Source organism: Acetobacter fabarum, assembly GCF_040702925.2.
In the GTDB taxonomy this organism is placed as follows: Bacteria; Pseudomonadota; Alphaproteobacteria; order Acetobacterales; family Acetobacteraceae; genus Acetobacter; species Acetobacter fabarum_B.
This window is the reverse complement of sequence record NZ_JBFCXX020000024.1, coordinates 1-17,588: the sequence shown is the minus strand read 5'-3', so window position 1 is coordinate 17,588 and position 17,588 is coordinate 1. Positions and strand designations below refer to the sequence as shown.

Sequence of the window (17,588 nt, the reverse complement as noted above, 5' to 3'; positions counted from 1 at the left end):
GCCACTGCTGCACAGAACTACTTGAAGATTATGTCCGATATGCCAATAGAACCCAGAATGAAAACTGCTTCCGTATCACGCTCGGCCACCATTCGGTCTGGCTCGACCTTCTGGTTGGGTTCGGAATTGCCTTCATGAATCTTGACGCTGTCCAGAAAATCTGGATTGCCGCCCGCACCGAACATCATCGTGTCAAGGCCGAAAACCGAAAGCATCGTTGCCCGATCCAAATGATTTATACTCCCTGCCCAGTGGCTTCGGGCGTGTCTTGCTACGGCCAACCTAAGCGCCTGTATTCTTGCTGGTTATTTCCCATAACGATCACCCCACTCTCGGCTCCAAGTGATAGCGGGGGACTGCGCGGACTATGTCCGTTATGCGAAAGGCGAGCCAACCCACTTTTATGTCCGACATGAGGCGACTGCCGCCTGTCTGCTTTGTTTTTTCTGAGTCGACAGACGGTCAATTATGTCGAGTAAAAACCCATTCATGAACGCGTCTCTCATCCGGACAGCACAGGCCTGATCCCTCCATGTGCACAGCAGATCCACACTGAAGAAGTGGAGGCGTCTGGACTGTGAGCGTGCCTCCAAAGGAACGTCCGCTAACATGACTAAGCTGAAGGCCTTTCTGGGCCGATAACCGAACATGTCTCAAGTACATCCCCTCAATCGCTGCCTCGGGCAAACCTAACCCAACGCCGGCTGTCTTGGCATTTATCGCAGTCAGATCTGTTATGGTCACATCATGAATATGCGGGGTCGTTGATGTTACTGGAGCAACGGGATCGGTCATCGAGACAGTCTGCTGCACGAGGCCGGGTTGCGGATCGTGAGATGATCGATCCTGATCTGGCTGGACTCCCTGACAACGACCATCCACATTGGAGAATTGGTCGCCGTAATACCTGAGATCCGTCCATGCTGCACATGCGAAAACTCAATCAGCCAAGGACGTGGCAGACCAAAACGTTACTGACATTGCCACTGCACGATCGCGCATATCGTCTCTATCCGCGCTTCGGTGGTGCGGCTTCCCCAGGTTCACGAGAGGGCAAAGCAGGGGCTCATCACACCGCTGATCGAGATTTTTCGTGCAAATGGGACCTGCGCCTATGTGGGAGATGGGAGCAATTTCTGGCCTGCAGCGCATGTGCTCGACGTTGCCCGTCCTTATAGGCTGGCCATCGAGAAGAGGGCGACGGGTGCTGCGTGCGGCGATCCGGAGTGGTGTGGAGCGCGCGGTGATGACATCGTCTGTGGCGGCCGTAAGCCGAAGGGTCGGTAGCCCGGACTGCGAATGCGACGAGACGGTGTGGACCGATCCGGATCCCTCTGGTGTGGACGCCTATACACGCTCATATCCGGATCAGACGATCAATGTAGTCTTCCTCCACCTCTTGCTGGCGCTATTTACCCAGCCCATATTCCTGCCGTCGTCCGACACTGCTTAACAGACACGGAGGATTCCAAAATGCATTTTTCTCGTATGTTTCAGGCTGGCGTCTTTGTTGCTACACTGGCCTGCGGCGCGGCTGCCCTGCCTGCGCAGGCTCAGGATACGTTGCGCGTCGTTGATGCACGGGGACACCAGGTCGGTATCCTGGTCCCGGTCCAGGGCATCGCAACGACAGCGGCAATGCCTGATATCGACATCATGTTCGAGGCCGTTGATCGCATGATGGCACGCAATATGGCTCTCATGGAGGCGGTCGATCGGACATTGGGCTCGCGGCTGGACGGCGTCCTGCGCGCCGTTCCAGCTGTTGGTCATGACCTCCCGAAACAGAGCATGTCCTGGCAGCGTTTCGAGGCGGTCAGCACCGGTGGACCCACCGCCTGTACGCAGACGATCACGATCACATCAAACGGTCAGGCGGCGCCAATCGTTCATGTGTCACGCACCGGAAGCAAGTCCTGTGCGACGCTCCCCGCGCCGACGGCAGTTGACAATCCCGGAGGTCAAAAGACTGTTTCCACGGCTCTGACGCCCGCCGTCGAGACGCGGATGGAAGTCCCGACAAACGGACGCGCTGGAAGCGCTCTCTAAAACAGGTGGTGGCCGGAAAACCCCGGGCCACCATCATAGAAGGAAAATATATTGATTTTCTGTGATCATCGCCATGATGTTTAACGAATATCAACAAAACCCCTGTAATTTCCGTCCGCAACACCGCCACAAAAAATAAATACAAATATAAATAATAAAATTATCCATGAAAAAGGATCTGCATTTCGTGTCCCCTTGACGAGGCAAGCATCTCTTCCAATCTTGCTTTCGCTGGAAGCCATCGGGTCCGGCATAGGCTCTGTGAGCCAGACAACTGAAGTCCATGTTGCTTTAATCGGAGGATGTGGATGTCGACACTGAAAGGACTTTATTCCCGCTATCGCCGCTCCTTGCGTACAGCCGCCCGGAGATGGCGCAACCGACTGGAGGGAGGCGTATCATGGTAACGCGCCCCCTTTTCGGAGACGATCCGCTCGCTCCGCGTGTCCTCTCCGTGCTCCGCCGCCTCGGTCATGACGGACGTGGCGTGACGCTGACGTCTCTGGTGGCCCATACCGGTATACCGGGGATCAGACTTCGCTCCACGCTGGAACGCCAGGTCCAGGCGGGCGCGGTCGCCCCTGCCGGGTGTGATCCCCTGGCTTCTGATCTCGCGTTCCGTCTCCCCATGCGGGCAAGAGCCGTACCGCCAGTTCCGGTCGCGGCGTAAGGCACTGACCGCGCCGGGTAGATCAGAAACGCCTTCTCCGAGCGGAAGCGCCATCTTTTCTGGAACGACCGCACGAATGAGAGGGTGGAGCGGGGCCTTCCATCGGAGGCCCCGCGTCTCTGAAGGTGAGGTCGAAAGCAGAGAGAACAGGGAGATGTCGAGTTTTATCCATTTTCTCAACCTGAAGGCACTTCAGCACTATTGGAATAACCATCCCCCGGTGCCCCGTTCACTTGGGACGAGGAGGCCAGTTTGGTCGCATTCCGCCGGAGAGACCGAGCGAGCGGAACAGACGGCCAAGCAACCTCGGCGCCTTCGGCAGAGGGAGAGACCACACCTCGCTGTCGGTCTCGTCCTCATGCTGCTGGTCGGAATGGCCTCGCAGGCATCGGCTCATGCGCCGCATGATGTGCTGTCGTGCGAGACAGAAAAGCAGCCGGTGAATATTCCATCCATGCCACTGGCCCGCGCCATCGAGATATTAGGCCGCCAGTCAGGGTGCCCGGTCCTTGTCGACCCGATCCTTATAGACGGTCGGACCTCCGCAGCCGTCAAGGGCGCCTATACGCCTCAGGCCGCTCTCCTGCATCTGTTCGGGTCCGTGCATGTCGACGTCACCGCCACTGTTTCGGGCTTGAGCGTCAGCCCTCTGGATGCGACGGCTCTGACCTCGGGCGACACGCGCGCCAGCCTGAGGACTGCATCATGACTCTTCACACGGACAGGCCGAACAGAATTATGTCGCTTCCGACCGTTCGGATCGGTACAGAGCTGGCGGTCCTGCTGGCCGACTATCTCGGCGACCAGGAAAAAAACCAGGGATATGACGGCCTCATGCGTCGGGCGGCCGACCACCGGATTAACGATCGGGTTTCTCGCTGGAGAACCGCGTCAGACCCGGAAGCGACGACCGTCGCCGTGGTCCGAAAACTCCTGCCTGTCGCCGACCGCACGCACATGGCCAAGGCCTTGGGCTGGTCGTTGGGAGACCTCGAAAACCAGCTGACATCGATCTTGCCAAAGGCCGTGCGAGACCATGCCAGAACATTGTCCTGTCGCCTGCCACGCTGGCAGCGGCTTTGAACCGGATGTGCGCCGGAAGGGCCACGACGTAGGAACTATAACTCAATTCATAGATGGGAAAACGGCTATGGAAGACCTCTCCATGAAACGTTCCTGGCAGAGCAGGGACTGGTCCCGCTTCATCAAGCTGTTCAGGGGCCTGACATTCTACGAGCGTTTTGAACAGGCGATCATTCTGACCCTGATTGCGCTCATCATGCTGGTCACCGCCATCGCGACGATTCATCTGATCGGCGCGGTATGGCATCTGGTCGTCGATGTCGGAATCGATCCGATCAACCAGACGATCTTCCAGGCGATTTTTGGCGCGATCTTTACTGTTATCATCGCTCTTGAGTTCAAACACTCCCTGCTGGTCGTTCTTGCCCAGCATGAGAACGTCATCCGGGTGCGGACCATCGTCCTGATCGCCCTCCTGGCGATTGCCCGCAAATTCATCCTGCTGGATCTGCATGATGTGACTGCCATGGAACTGTTCGCTCTCTCGGCGGCTGTTCTGGCGCTGGGCATCGTCTACTGGCTGGTCCGCGAGCAGGATGCGCGTGTCGCGCGCGATGCCAGGGAACAGGCGCATCTCGAAGATAATCCTGCGGCCCGCTGTGAGCCTGAAGGGTCTTCATCCTGAAGAATCGAGGTAAAGGCGGTCTATAACGCCGCCTTTACTCAATCCCCACTACGTCCCGTGCGATGAGGACGTCTTCTCCGGCGTCTCTGGCCCTGACGGTGCCAGATGATCTGTGTCGATGGGCCGGAACGGCGGAATGGGTTGTCCGGGATAATAGACCGGCCCCTTGTAGTTCTGATCCAACTGGCTTGCGTTCAAGCTGTCGACCAGCATATCACCCGTGCCGTCTTCGTAATGAGTGCGAGCCCCAGTTTTGGGGATTGTGGACGTTCCCTCAGTCGCCCTCGCATCGAACGATGTTGCAGTCGTCCGGACAATATCACCAGCATGTGCGCCCGACTGGCTCAGTAGAGACAAGCCCAGAGCAGCGCACGACAGAGATATTTTCATCCTCTTCATGCTCATGACCTTTCGAGATTCTCCCCCGGCCGGATGAATGGCCGGGGGAGAGTTTTCGTCACGCCATCAGGCTGCCTCTTTCCGCGCCTCAATCTGGGGCACGGCTTCCTCCGCACGTGCTGTAGAGGACGTAATCGCGATACGACGCGGCTTCATCGCTTCGGGTATCTCACGTTTCAGAGTAATGGACAGAAGTCCGTTCTCGAAGTGCGCATCGGTGACTTTCATATGCTCGGCCAGATCGAAGCGGCGTTCGAATTCTCTGCCCGCAATACCCCGATGGAGATATTCGGCGGCGCTTTGCGGCTCCGGCGCCTTTCGTCCTGTCACGACAAGAGTATTGCGCTCCTGTGTGATCGTAAGGTCGGCCTCGGCAAGTCCGGCAACCGCCATGTCGATCCGGTAATCATCCTCACCGGTCTTGACGATATCGTAAGGCGGCCAGTTATCGACCGCTGGAATCCGGCTGGCGAGATCAAGGGCGTTGAGCATTCTGTCAAAGCCCACGCTCGAACGGAACAGGGGAGCAAAATCAACGGTGGCTCTCATAGCCATATCCTCCTTTGAGCAACATGGACACAAGATCAAAACTGATAGTTCTGTCTGCCGACCCCTTTGGCGGCCGGCAGATTCAATCTGGGCACTCCGTGCATGGTGTCAAGAGGTATCAAAAATGCAGAAAGGCAGGTTTGGGCGTCCTCAATCGTTCGCGTGTTCAGAGTGGACCAGAACAATGCCTGATAGCATCGGATGGAAGTTGCTAGCCGCGGCATTCGCCGCGACCATGCTGAGTGCCGCTCCGGCGGAGGTCTGGCCGTGGATTTATGCTGGACCACCAATTGTCGTTCGACCACCAGTCGTGGTCGCGCCGCTAGCTGTCAGTTGGGGTGGGCGGTCTCCTTCAGAAGGTTTATCAACCGCCGGTATGGCACATCAATGCCGCAAGGAGGCCTTCCACCCCATCTGACATGTCTTGTTCTATGATACGTTCTCAGAAGGGGCTGCTTTTATGCAGCCGAGCGGAGAATGCACTCGGGTGGGAGGAAACTCCATCAGCTCATGGTGATTGCGGACTGTCCGCTTAGGAGCTTGGCGAATGGGGGCTTGTATGTCCGGGATGAAGGCGTAAGCAGCAGGTCCGCTTCTATATCACTGAGCGGACTGACCGTTCAGGGGGAATACGGAAGGTCCGGTATCGAAAGGAAAACAGAGAAACCGGACATTGTAAAAAAACAAGTAGGTTCTATATGTGGATTTCGAAGGCAATACTTAAGTGTCTGAATCAGGTGAAGCGGCGAATTCGATAAAATCTTGCAGGTATCGAATCTCTTCATCAGTTTCGCGGCAACCAAGAAATATCTGTTTTGCAATGCCTTTCTTGCCAAGCTTCACAGGATAAAGATCAAAGCGGGAAGCGTACTCTTCCACAAGCCAGCGAGGAAGTGCTGCAACGCCCCGTCCATGTGCCACCATCACCAGCATGATATCAGTGGTTTCAATTTGTTTCTGATGCCGCGGACCAATACCAGCAGGCTGCAGAAACTGTGTATAGATATCCAACCGCTCGGATGGAACGGGATAGGTGATCAATGTTTCGCCCGCAAGTTGCTCCGGCAAGACAAACTTCTCATTCCGCAGAGGATGTCCAGGGCCAACGGCCAGAACAAGTTCATAATCGAATACCGGCGTGAATTTCAGGCCAGGTTTGTAAAGCGGATCAGGCGTGACCACGATATCGATTTCATTGCTGAACAACGCACCAATACCGCCAAACTGGAACTTCTGCCGCACATCCACATCAACTTTGGGCCACCTCTCCAAATAAGGGGAGACCACCTTCAGAAGCCACTGATAGCAGGGATGACACTCCATGCCGATGCGGAGTGTGCCACGCCCGCCATTTGCGAACTGCTCAAGGCGGCTTTCCGCGAGCTCAAATTGAGGAAGCAGACGGTTCGCCAGAGAAAGCAGCCATTCGCCTGCCTGGTTGAGCACAAGGGAACGTCCCTCACGGCGCCATATCTTGACGCCAAGCTGCTGTTCAATCTTGCGGATGGCATGGCTGAGCGCCGGCTGGGTCAGGTTCAGACGCATTCCTGCGGCCGTCAATGAGCCTTCTCGCGCGACTTCCCGAATAATTGTCAGATGACTGCGCTCCAGAACACTCATGACTTACCTCTCGAATGCACGAAATTCATATAATTATAAAAACATATCATTTCAGTTCACTTACATAAACTTTTATCGTGATGGTTTACAGGATTCTTTCGGATAGCTTTCTATGATCCCGACCGATAATCGTGGCCTCTTGTGCTCTGAATCTGAATACAAATTCGATCGCCAGCATGAGACATGCAGGGAACGAGCCGGAGATTGTGTTTCCCTGCAACTGACATGACAGACAGATTGAACGGATTGGTCTCGGAGGAACGGATCGGCAACCTGCTGTCGTGCAGCTGCGACATGCCGCCACCTGCGCTTTCCTTTGAATTCGTCCCGCCAAGAACAGAACCTATGGAGCAGCGGTTATGGCAATGCATCCGGCGCCTTGCACCGCTCTCGCCGTGCTTCGCGTCCGTGACCTATGGTGCGGGCGGAAGCACTCAGGCCAGCACTTATGCGACGGTGTTGCGCCTCAGACGTGAGACTGACCTCGTACCGGCTGCCCATCTGACATGTGTCGGTGCGACACGGGAAGAAGTCGACGCTATCGCCCGCAGCTATTGGGAAGCAGGGATCAGGCACATCGTGGCACTGCGCGGCGATCCACCAGCGGGAACAGCGGACTACACTCCGCATCCGGGTGGTTATGCCTATGCCCGCGATCTCGTCGCGGGGTTACGTCGTATCGCCGATTTTGACATCTCCGTCGCTGCCTACCCGGAAACGCATCCGGCAGCCCTTAGCCCTGAAGCCGATCTCGACAATCTCAAAAGTAAGCTTGATGCGGGGGCCACACGCGCCATCACGCAATATTTCTTTGACGCTTCGACCTGCCTGCGCTTCCTTGACCGGTGTCAGTCCGCTGGTATCAACGCGCCCATCATTCCGGGCATCATGCCGGTCTCGAATTACGAGCAGGTGGCACGCTTCTCGGCGCTTTGTGGGGTCGCGGTGCCAGCCTGGCTCAGGCGTCTGTTTGAAGACACCGACGAAAACCCGGAACTCCGGCGCATCGTCGCCAGTATTGTGGCGGTGGAGCAGATCCGAACCTTGCAGGCCAACGGTATCAACGAATTTCATATCTCCACGTTGAATCGTGCGGACCCGACTTATGCAATCGCCCATATCCTCGGACTGCAGGAGATCGGCCGTTCCATATTGGATCATGTGGCAGACTATCCGGAACAGGAAGAGACAAGTGATGAACGAGAAGCCGAGACAAATTCTGACACCGCCGGGCGGACAGAGGAAGGTGCTTCTCCATTCATGCTGCGCACCATGTTCGGGTGAGGTGATGGAGGCGATGACGGCATCGGGCATCGACTACACGATCTTCTTCTACAACCCGAACATCCACCCCGAGCGGGAGTATCTCCTCCGCAAGGACGAAAACATCCGGTTTGCCGAAAAACATGATGTTCCTTTTATCGACGCTGATTACGACAAGGATAACTGGTTCGCCCGGGCGAAAGGCATGGAATGGGAGCCGGAACGTGGCGTACGATGCACCATGTGCTTCGACATGCGCTTCGAGCGGACCGCACTCTACGCCCATGAGCATGATTTCCCGGTCATGACGAGTTCGCTCGGTATTTCACGATGGAAGAACATGGCGCAGATCAACGAGTGCGGGCAACGCGCCGTATCTCCCTATGACGGGCTGTCCTACTGGGATTTCAACTGGCGCAAAGGGGGAGGCTCCGCCCGGATGATCGAGATCAGCAAGCAGGAGCGCTTCTACCAGCAGGAATATTGCGGTTGCGCCTATTCGCTGCGGGATACCAACGCCCATCGTCGCAGCCAGGGCCGCCCGGCGATCGAACTTGGCAAGCTGTATTATGGAACGAACGATGACGCCTCATAACACGCCGCAGGACGACGAGGCGTTTTCCGACACTACGACGATTGTGCCGAGGCTGAACCACCAGGCTCGTCATCGGGCCGGTCCATCTCTGGCCTGCGACGATCCTGATGACGAAAGCCCGTTCGGATGCCCGTGTTGCGTGGTGCCCTGGTTTCGTTGAGCCGGATGAAATGCGGCTCAGGCTTTGACGCGCACCATGCCACAGACCCTTGCCGCAGACATCATGCGCTATCTTCAAATGCCTGATCGCCCGGTGCTGTCCAAAGGAGAACAGATATCCCGTTTTGTCGATTTCCTCTCGGAAACTCACAAAATCGTCGGCTGTCGACGGGGAGAGTGCCGCAAGCGTTTGCGCCGGTTCAGCCATGTGCTCGGCGCTTCCCGCCCCATGGCCGATACGGCAAGAGATGTCGAACGGCTGATCATAACGATGCAAGACATCGGCACACGCCCCCTCACCCCTGCCAGGCTTCAGGACGCTTTTCGCTGACGTTTTACAGTGCGGACGATGTTGCAAGACTGTTGATCTCCCCCGAAACCCTGACGTCATGGAGAAGCTGAATCGTATCCTGCTTGCCCAAGGGAGAGCGTATCGACATGGTCGTCTCTACTTCTCTCCCTCTTTTGGAATCCACCTACGGCAGTCTGTCAGGTCGAGAGTTCTTTACGAACGATTTCCGCACCTGCCCCCAGAGCATTGAGCTTGCCTCGTGCCACGTCACGCGGCAAAGGCGCCATGCCGCAGTTCGTGCAGGGATAAAGCTTGTCGGCATCGACAAACTGAAGCGCTTTTCGCAAGATATCAGCGACTTTTTCGGGTGTCTCAATGGTTTTTGTGGCAACGTCAATGGCGCCGACCATCACTTTTTTCCCGCGAATGAGTTCGATCAGATCCATCGGAACACGGGAATTCTGACATTCCAGAGAGACAAGATCGATATTGGATTTTTGAATCTTGGGAAAGATTTCCTCATACTGACGCCACTCTTCCCCCAGCGCGTTTTTCCAGTCGATATTGGCTTTGATACCATAGCCATAGCAGATATGGACGGCGGTTTCGCATTTAAGGCCTTCAATGGCCTTTTCCAATGTGGCGATGCCCCAGTCATTCACCTCATCGAAGAACACATTGAAGGCAGGCTCATCAAACTGGATGATATCGACGCCAGCCGCTTCCAGCTCTCTCGCTTCCTGATTGAGGATCCTGGCAAATTCCCACGCCAGCTTTTCGCGGCTTTTGTAGTGGCCGTCATAGAGCGTGTCGATCATGGTCATCGGGCCGGGGAGAGCCCATTTGATCGGTTTCTTCGTCAGTGCGCGTAAAAACTTCGCATCCTCGACAAAGACAGGCTTCTCGCGTGCCACAGCACCGACAACTGATGGCACACTGGCATCGTAACGGTTGCGAATTTTAACCGTCTGACGGTTCTCAAAGTCGACGCCGCTGAGATGCTCGATAAATGTTGTGACGAAATGCTGACGCGTCTGTTCGCCATCGCTGACGATATCAATACCGGCCCGGTCCTGATCGTCCAACGTCAGGCGCAACGCATCCTGTTTACCTTCGATCAGTTCCTCGCCGTGCAATTTCCAGGGAGACCAGAGGGTCTCCGGTTTGGCGAGCCAGGACGGCTTGGGCAGGCTGCCGGCTGTGGAGGTCGGGAGTAGCGTTTTCATAAGAATTGATCCTGCATTTCTGATTGATCAGGCGGCGTAGCTGGCAGACCACTGCTCAAGAACATCGTAGTAAGGTTCGCTGAAATTCTCTTCCGTATACTTCCCCTGTGCCGTTGCCAGCTGAGTGCGTTCCTCCCGGTCATAGATAATGAGGGTATTTGAATAATCCTGGTGCTTCAGACTGGGCTTGTAACAATCGGCTGCCGAGGCATTGGCGTTGTAGATTTCAGGGCGGTAAACCTTCTGAAAGGACTCCATCGTGCTGATGGTGCTGATAAGTTCAAGCGTGGAGTAATCAGACAGCAGATCACCGAAAAAATAGAACGCCAGCGGAGCTGCACTGTTGGAGGGCATGAAATAGCGAACCTTCATCCCCATTTTTGCAAAATATTCGTCCGTGAGTGAGAATTCACGCTGCTGGTATTCAACACCCAGAATAGGGTGCTGATTTTCTGTCCGATGATAGGTCCGGTTGGTAGAAACACTGAGGCATATCAAAGGACGTTTTTTGAAGTTCTTTTTATATGCGGCGGAATTTATAACACTTTTAAAGAGATTGCCATGCAGATCTCCGTAATTGTGAGGAACGCTGAATTCTGTCTTGTCTTTATTATATTTCGGCAGCAGCACGCTGAAATCATAATCTCTCACATATGAGGAAAAGCTGTTCCCTGCGAGACCTTCTATACGCCTATTTTCCTTTTTATCGACAATCGTTGTGTACAATACTTCAATCAGAGGAAAACTGTCATTTTTTCCAGCAAAAGCGAGATCCATCTCTACAGAGACAATTTCCAGTTCAATGGAATAACGGTCTCTCGTGGGGTTATCCCAATGCGCCAGTTCATTGAAACGATTGTCAATCATTCTGATGACATTACGTAGATTTTCCTGACGGCTTTCCCCTCTCGCCAGATTGGCAAAATTGGTCGTGAGACGCGTCCGGTCAGATGGATGATAGGTCTCATCGAAGCGAAGTCGATGAATACTGAATGTTGAATCCTGAATCATTGTGGTTCTACTTCTCTTTTCCCGAAAAAACCAGAACCAGACCAAACGGTAGACAGGAAGTCTCTCGTTTTGGTTTCTGACGTTCACAGGCTGCAATCGTTATCGTGATCGCTTTATGCCCGAATAAAACCGTGAACAAAAATGATTTTAATTCATAAAAATATAGATATCATTCATAGTTTATTATCGGAATAAGCCTGCTGTTCAGGCGCCTACAATTAGGACTTTTTCCGCCCAAAGTGGCGATAGAGATATGCAATAGTCATGTCGGCTTTTGGGCAACTCTCCCAACTGCCTGGCATGTCCGGGATGAGGGCGGAAGCGGCCTTTTGCCTTCGGTGCATGTCCTTCGCACGGCCAATTTTCATCAGGCAGTTGCCTGGTTCCTCTTGGCTTTAATACCGACACCCCTTGATCTAGTCATCGCAAGATGCAGGATAGCTTTCGGAGACGGCTGGCCCAAACCGTCTCTCTCGGGGGAATAAATGCTGCTTGCGGACAACGAGACCACTTTCGATCTGCTGAACAACGATGCGATCGCCAAGACTATTGTCGGCCTCATTACCGAAGATCCCGAGCGCGCCGTCACCGTTGGTGTCCACGGTGACTGGGGAGCGGGCAAATCAAGCGTGCTGGAGATGATCGAAGCGTCGTTCGCCGATCATGATGAGACGCTGTGCATTAAGTTCAACGCATGGCGGTTCCAGGGATTAGAGGATGCGAAGATCGCGCTGATTGAAGGCGTGGTCACGCAGCTGATCGAGAAGAGGTCGCTGACGACGAAGGCAGCCGATGCCGTCAAGGATGTCGTCAAGCGCATTGACTGGCTCAAGGTAGCGCGGATGGGCGGTGGGCTCGCGTTCACCGCGATGTCGGGTTTGCCCAGTCCCGATCATGTCGGCGCGGTCGTCGGCATGGTGAAAGGCTTCTTCGCGGACCCGGCCAAGTATGCCGACAAGGAGCAGATAAACAAGGTCATAGAAGGTGCCGAAGGGTTATTGAAGGAGAAGGAAAGTCGGCGGGTCCCGCAGGAAGTCGAGGAATTCCGTAAGGCATTCGATGAACTGCTAAATCGCGCTGGACTGAAGCAGTTGGTCGTCCTGATCGACGATCTCGACCGCTGCCTGCCCGAGCCGGCGATCGAGACGCTTGAAGCGATGCGCTTGTTCGTGATGATGGACCGCACCGCCTTCGTCATCGCGGCGGACGAGGCGATGATCGAATATTCGGTGCGTAAGCACTTCCCCGACTTACCGGATACCACCGGTCCGCGTGATTATGCGCGCAATTATCTCGAGAAGCTCATCCAGATCCCGTTTCGCATCCCGGCGCTCGGCGGGGTTGAGACGCATATCTATGTGACCTTGCTCCTCGTGGGCGCACGGCTCGGTGACGAAGACGCGCAATTCAAGGCGTTGGTGGCGGTGGCGCGCGAGGCGCTGAAGCGCCCATGGGATCCGACGGGGTTCGATGGTGCCGCGGTCCAAGCTGCGCTCGGTGCGCGCGCGAAGGATGTTGCGGACGATCTCGTGCTGACCGAACAGATCGTGCCGCTGCTGGCTAGTGGGACGTCCGGCAATCCGCGGCAGATCAAGCGATTCCTCAACAGCTTGCTGCTCCGCGAGCGGACGGCGGACGCGCGAGGCTTCGGGGCTGCGGTCAAATTGCCGGTGCTGGCCAAGCTCATGCTAGCGGAACGGTTCATCCCCACGTTGTTCGACGAGATCGGCCTCGCGTCGGCGAACGATCCCGATGGTCGTTGCAAAGACCTCGCTGTCCTCGAGGAAGGTTCCAAACCCGAAACGGCTCGGGCCCCTGCACCACTTGTGGCAGGCGGGGAAGGGAAGAAAGTCGTGCCCCCCAAGGCTGTCGCCGCCCCCGAGCCTGCGACGGTCGAAAATCCGGTCCTGACACAATGGCAGGCGTCGGACGTCATCAAGGCGTGGGCGAAGCTTCAGCCGCCCTTGAGCAATGTTGATTTGCGTCCGTATCTGTTCGTCACCAAGGACCGGAAGGACTATCTCGCAGCAGCCTCCGCCCTCGGCCCGCTGGCGGCGGTCGTCGAACGGCTGATGGGCCGTCGCATGGCCGTCTCGGGAATGGATGCGGAACTGCGGGCGCTCGCAAAGCCCGAAGCCTCGCTCGTCTTCGATTATGTGCGTCGGCGAATCCTAGGTGCGGGTGATTTCTCGCGGCCACCCGCCGGCATCGACGGCGCGACGATCCTCGTGCGTACGCAACCGCACCTTCAGTCGGCTCTCTTGGACATGCTCGGAACGCTGCCCGCCTCAAGCGGTCCCTGGATCGTCGCGGGTTGGTCGGAGGTGATCACCGAAGACGCCGAAAGACGGCGCTTCCAGACTCTGCTGGAGCGATGGAGCAAGGCTACCGACAATCCGGCGCTGGCCGCGAGCGCGACCGCCGCTCTGCGGACGAGGGCGAAGGGCTGATGGGCACGTCCTCGACCTTCGACGGCCCCAATAACGATCGCCCGCTGGTGCCCACCTTCGTCGACGACAGCGACCGGGACGGTGGGGCCGGTGATGACGCAGGCGATGGGCAGGATGGTGCCGATGGCAACAGCGGTGATGGCGAACCTGCGCCCGCCGCGCCGCCACTCCCGCCACCGGGTGCAGCAGGTCGCTTCACGGCCCCGCGCGCCAATTTCACGACGTTTGCGCGTTCTGGCGGCACCGATCGGCGCAGTCTGGGCCGGGCGGTATCAGGTTATGTGCGCTCGTCCATGGGGAGCCCGCGCCGCGCAGCGCAGCGGATGGGCACCGCTCGCGCGTCCGGCGGCAACGTGGTCCGGATGCTGCAATCGGTGCAGGCCAACGGGATCGCAGAGACCTTGCGGGAGCTTAATCTCACCGCGCTCGCCGGACGTCCTATCGAGGAAGTGTTCGCGGGGCTGGCGGACTATGTCTGTCCGGAAGATGGGTCGATAGATCAAGGCATCGCGCGCAACGCTTTCATAGAGACGATCGCCGACCTAGCCGAAGCCGGCATCACTGACATCGATGGTTTGACCTCCGAGCAGATGACAACGGTCTTTGAGCTTTATGTGGCGCACACGATCGAAGCCCGCATCTGCAATGACATCGGGACCAAGGCGGTGGCCTTGCCCGCGAACCCGGCGGCAGCCCAGAAGGTCGAGGATATGCTGCACGATTTCATCCAGCGCGGCGTAACCGACGCAGTGGCGCGTTCCGGTAGTAACATCCAGACGCTTTCACCCGACCAGATCAACGGTTTCGTGACATCGGTCTACGAGGATGCCTTCCAGATCCTCCAAGCGATGGGCGATGCGGAGGCGGCACGATGAAGCGTCATCTCCTCGTCGGCAAATTGGGACCCACGGACGACCCTACTGTCTTGACGCGGATCGACGAAGTCCGATCCGACGTCCAGCTCCTGAACGCAGGCGGGATGGCCTATGGGGTACAGACGGCGCTCAATGAGCTGCGCAAGTTCGATCTGGTCCCCAATGAGATCGGCATCGACCTGCTGGCGCTTGGCGCCCTCGTCTACGCGGCGGATACGCGGATCGCTCGCGCGACCGAAGCCCAGGACGGCTGGACCCGCGAGATACGCATCTCGTTGCCAGTCAGTGACGTCGCCGCGTGGGAAAGGGCACGACCGGTGATCGACCGCGCATTAGGCTTCCTGAGCGGCGACCGATGGGAGATTGAGTTCCGCACCCGGCCAGTGGGCAAGGGAAGGCTCGGTGGCGACGCGCCGCTGCTCAATACGGATCTCGGGGGTGTGAACCTCTTCTCGGGCGGCCTCGATAGCTTGATCGGCGCCATCGATAGCCTCGCGGCCGATGAGCGGCCCCTGCTGGTGAGCCATGCTGGCGAAGGTGCGGGGAGCAAAGCGCAGTATCTTTGCCACGCGGCGCTCAAGGCGAAATTCCCGCAGCGTCGTTTCGAATGGGTGAGGCTGCCGATGGTCTTCGCGCATGACTTGGCAGAAGGCGTCGGATCGGAGACGTCGACTAGGGCGCGATCGTTTCTGTTCTTCGCCTTCGGTGTTGCGGCCGGAACGGCGCTGCGTCGGCCATTCGACCTCAAAGTGCCCGAAAATGGCCTTATCGCGCTTAACGTACCGCTCGATCCGCTACGTCTCGGGGCACTTAGTACCCGAACGACACACCCATTCTATATGGCGCGCTGGCGCGAGATCATCGCCGCGCTCGGCATCGATGGGTCACTGTCAAACCCTTATTGGGCGATGACCAAGGGCGAGATGGTCGACGCTTGCGCGGACAAGCCGTTCCTCATGACGATCGCCGACAAATCGATCTCCTGTTCGTCCCCCGCGAAACTGCGGTGGGCGGGCTATGCTCAAGGACATTGCGGATACTGCGTTCCGTGCCTCATCCGGCGGGCATCGATGCCGGACGGCGATCCGACGAGGTACTTCCTCGAGGACCTGCGCCAGCGCCCGCTGAACAGCGCGGAAGCAGAAGGCGTACAGGTCCGCTCGTTTCAGTTGGCGATCGCGCGGCTCCGCGACCGACCCGACCTGGCGAAGATCCTCATCCATAAACCCGGCCCCCTCTACGACCATGATCTGGATGACCAAGGCCGCATGGCAGGGGTCTACGCGCGTGGTCTGGAGGAAGTCGGGCGATTGCTGGATGGCGTTCGCACGCGTCCGAGGTAGAGGGCGGGGATGAGCAATCTCGTAGATTTCCATTGTCACCTCGACCTGTATCCAGATTTCGAGCGCGCGGTCGAGCGTTGCGAACGCGCAGGCGTCTTCACCCTCACGGTGACGACGACGCCTAAGGCGTGGCGGCGGAACGCGGAAGTGACGGGAGCGACGAAATATGTGCGCGCGGGCCTCGGCCTCCATCCTCAGCTTGTGGGCGAAAGGGCAGCCGAGATAGGCTTATGGGAGAGGTTGCTGCCCGAGACGCGCTATGTCGGCGAAGTCGGCCTCGATGCGGGACCTCGGTACTATAGCTCGTTCGACGTGCAAAAGAAGGTCTTCGCCCACGTACTGGAAGCTTGTGCCGAAGCCGGTAACAAGATCCTGTCGGTCCATAGCGTACGGTCGGCGAAGATCGTCCTCGATATGGTCGAGGCTCACATGCCGTCCGATCGCGGGAAGGTGGTGCTACACTGGTTCACGGGCTCGGCAGCGGAAGCACGCCGTGCGGCCGATCTCGGGTGCTATTTCTCGATCAACGAACAGATGCTCGCCAAGGAAGGTAAAACGGCATTTCTGCGATCCCTGCCGCGTGAATGTCTCCTGACCGAAACGGACGGTCCGTTTACTAAGGTAGGGGATCGTGCGGCTGAGCCTACAGATGCGGGGCGGGCACTCGCTCCACTGGCCGCTTTGCTAGGATTGGACGAAACCGAGACTAAGGCCCTGATCTACGCCAATCTCAGGAAGCTTCTCTTCTGACGATCTGCTCGCTTCGCCCTCTGGCGGTGGTGAAGACACGGTTAACGGCACCATATCCCGGCTTGCGCTGGAACCTGTCTGTTGCAAATCCATCCGTCTCGGCTAGCCTAGATGTTTAGTCCCGGGGTTTGATGGTGTGATATTTTCACGCGAGTGGAAGGAAGCATTATGGGACAGATACGTCATGGGAGCGCCACGACCACGCACGCCGTGCGAGCAGCAATACAGCGATCGCAGGCTTCGCTCGCGGCGCTGAGCGAGGCGTTCGGGATCAACCCGAAAACGGTGGCGAAATGGCGGAAGCGTCAGACTGTCGAGGATCAGAAGACAGGTCCCAAAGCGCCGCGCTCAACGGTTCTGTCCGAGACTGACGAAGCGATGATCGTGGCCTTCCGTCGGCATAGCTTACTGCCGTTGGATGATTGCCTTTACGCATTGCAGGCCACCATTCCACATCTGACACGCTCGGCCCTGCATCGCTGTCTTCAGCGTCACGGGATTTCACGCCTGCCTGATGTCGAAGGAGACAAGCCAAAACGGCAGCACTTCAAGCGCTTGTTGATTTTCACTGAGAACTGACCCGGGTAGGGCGGAAATTTTCATCGAGATTTGACCCATGCCTTCACACT

General features: G+C 57.1%; 17 protein-coding genes and 1 pseudogene. 12 read left to right on the top strand and 6 right to left on the bottom strand.

All coding sequences use genetic code 11. From position 1 onward, the window contains the following. Positions 1 to 17: 17 nt before the first annotated feature. On the bottom strand, positions 18 to 215 hold the full coding sequence (locus AB2L51_RS13200; RefSeq protein WP_010516885.1) for a hypothetical protein: 198 nt from the start codon (positions 213 to 215) through the stop codon (positions 18 to 20). A 1,258-nt stretch (positions 216 to 1,473) separates the two neighbouring features. Here AB2L51_RS13200 and AB2L51_RS13195 point away from each other — a divergent pair. Then, positions 1,474 to 2,049: a hypothetical protein gene (locus tag AB2L51_RS13195; protein WP_048858932.1), complete on the top strand. Its 576-nt coding sequence runs from the start codon at positions 1,474 to 1,476 to the stop codon at positions 2,047 to 2,049. 337 nt (positions 2,050 to 2,386) lie between these two features. Here AB2L51_RS13195 and AB2L51_RS13190 read toward each other — a convergent pair whose 3' ends face one another. Next, positions 2,387 to 2,773: a hypothetical protein gene (locus AB2L51_RS13190; protein WP_040510580.1), complete on the bottom strand. Its 387-nt coding sequence runs from the start codon at positions 2,771 to 2,773 to the stop codon at positions 2,387 to 2,389. Positions 2,774 to 3,077: 304 nt separating this feature from the next. Here AB2L51_RS13190 and AB2L51_RS13185 point away from each other — a divergent pair, with 304 nt between their 5' ends. The 3 genes from AB2L51_RS13185 (at position 3,078) to AB2L51_RS13175 (ending at position 4,427) form a co-directional block, all read left to right on the top strand. Further along, positions 3,078 to 3,428, top strand: coding sequence for a hypothetical protein (locus AB2L51_RS13185; protein ID WP_225578690.1), 351 nt, complete (start codon positions 3,078 to 3,080; stop codon positions 3,426 to 3,428). A gap of 29 nt (positions 3,429 to 3,457) precedes the next feature. Beyond that, positions 3,458 to 3,802, top strand: coding sequence for a hypothetical protein (locus tag AB2L51_RS13180; RefSeq protein ID WP_225578691.1), 345 nt, complete (start codon positions 3,458 to 3,460; stop codon positions 3,800 to 3,802). A 67-nt stretch (positions 3,803 to 3,869) separates the two neighbouring features. Further along, on the top strand, positions 3,870 to 4,427 hold the full coding sequence (locus AB2L51_RS13175) for a phosphate-starvation-inducible PsiE family protein (RefSeq protein ID WP_003618818.1): 558 nt from the start codon (positions 3,870 to 3,872) through the stop codon (positions 4,425 to 4,427). A 465-nt stretch (positions 4,428 to 4,892) separates the two neighbouring features. Here the strand turns inward: AB2L51_RS13175 and AB2L51_RS13170 are convergent, their stop codons facing one another. Next, the gene (locus tag AB2L51_RS13170; protein WP_003618820.1) at positions 4,893 to 5,375 is read right to left on the bottom strand and encodes an Hsp20 family protein; all 483 of its coding nucleotides are present in this window, start codon (positions 5,373 to 5,375) and stop codon (positions 4,893 to 4,895) included. A 720-nt stretch (positions 5,376 to 6,095) separates the two neighbouring features. Then, positions 6,096 to 6,995 carry a LysR family transcriptional regulator gene (locus AB2L51_RS13165; RefSeq protein ID WP_040510582.1) on the bottom strand — a complete coding sequence of 300 codons (900 nt, stop codon included), beginning with the start codon at positions 6,993 to 6,995 and terminating at the stop codon, positions 6,096 to 6,098. Between the two features lie 225 nt (positions 6,996 to 7,220). On the opposite strand from AB2L51_RS13165, the gene metF reads away from it, so the two are divergent. From metF to AB2L51_RS13150, 3 genes are all read left to right on the top strand, one after another. Further along, a complete protein-coding gene (gene metF, locus AB2L51_RS13160; RefSeq protein ID WP_040510584.1) occupies positions 7,221 to 8,279 on the top strand; it encodes a methylenetetrahydrofolate reductase [NAD(P)H] in 1,059 nt (352 codons plus the stop codon). 4 nt (positions 8,280 to 8,283) lie between these two features. Then, complete coding sequence (locus tag AB2L51_RS13155) at positions 8,284 to 8,853, top strand: epoxyqueuosine reductase QueH (RefSeq protein WP_231106186.1); 570 nt, start codon at positions 8,284 to 8,286, stop codon at positions 8,851 to 8,853. A 196-nt stretch (positions 8,854 to 9,049) separates the two neighbouring features. Then, a complete protein-coding gene (locus AB2L51_RS13150; RefSeq protein ID WP_003618825.1) occupies positions 9,050 to 9,343 on the top strand; it encodes a hypothetical protein in 294 nt (97 codons plus the stop codon). Between the two features lie 158 nt (positions 9,344 to 9,501). Here the strand turns inward: AB2L51_RS13150 and AB2L51_RS13145 are convergent, their stop codons facing one another. Beyond that, positions 9,502 to 10,530, bottom strand: coding sequence for a methionine synthase (locus AB2L51_RS13145; RefSeq protein WP_003618826.1), 1,029 nt, complete (start codon positions 10,528 to 10,530; stop codon positions 9,502 to 9,504). A 27-nt stretch (positions 10,531 to 10,557) separates the two neighbouring features. Beyond that, the gene (locus AB2L51_RS13140) at positions 10,558 to 11,541 is read right to left on the bottom strand and encodes a DUF1852 domain-containing protein (RefSeq protein WP_003618828.1); all 984 of its coding nucleotides are present in this window, start codon (positions 11,539 to 11,541) and stop codon (positions 10,558 to 10,560) included. Between the two features lie 485 nt (positions 11,542 to 12,026). Here AB2L51_RS13140 and qatA point away from each other — a divergent pair, with 485 nt between their 5' ends. From qatA to AB2L51_RS13115, 5 genes and pseudogenes are all read left to right on the top strand, one after another. Next, positions 12,027 to 13,991, top strand: a complete 1,965-nt coding sequence (gene qatA / locus AB2L51_RS13135; protein ID WP_003618831.1) for a Qat anti-phage system ATPase QatA — start codon at positions 12,027 to 12,029, stop codon at positions 13,989 to 13,991. Beyond that, on the top strand, positions 13,991 to 14,866 hold the full coding sequence (qatB, locus tag AB2L51_RS13130) for a Qat anti-phage system associated protein QatB (protein WP_003618833.1): 876 nt from the start codon (positions 13,991 to 13,993) through the stop codon (positions 14,864 to 14,866). The genes qatA and qatB overlap by 1 nt, the downstream gene beginning before the upstream one ends. Continuing rightward, on the top strand, positions 14,863 to 16,209 hold the full coding sequence (gene qatC / locus AB2L51_RS13125) for a Qat anti-phage system QueC-like protein QatC (protein ID WP_003618835.1): 1,347 nt from the start codon (positions 14,863 to 14,865) through the stop codon (positions 16,207 to 16,209). Before qatB ends, qatC begins: the two co-directional genes overlap by 4 nt. A gap of 9 nt (positions 16,210 to 16,218) precedes the next feature. Next, positions 16,219 to 16,959: a Qat anti-phage system TatD family nuclease QatD gene (gene qatD / locus AB2L51_RS13120; RefSeq protein ID WP_003618836.1), complete on the top strand. Its 741-nt coding sequence runs from the start codon at positions 16,219 to 16,221 to the stop codon at positions 16,957 to 16,959. Between the two features lie 168 nt (positions 16,960 to 17,127). After that, positions 17,128 to 17,511 (top strand): annotated as a pseudogene (locus AB2L51_RS13115) (transposase family protein); the annotation flags it as partial. Positions 17,512 to 17,588: the final 77 nt, after the last annotated feature.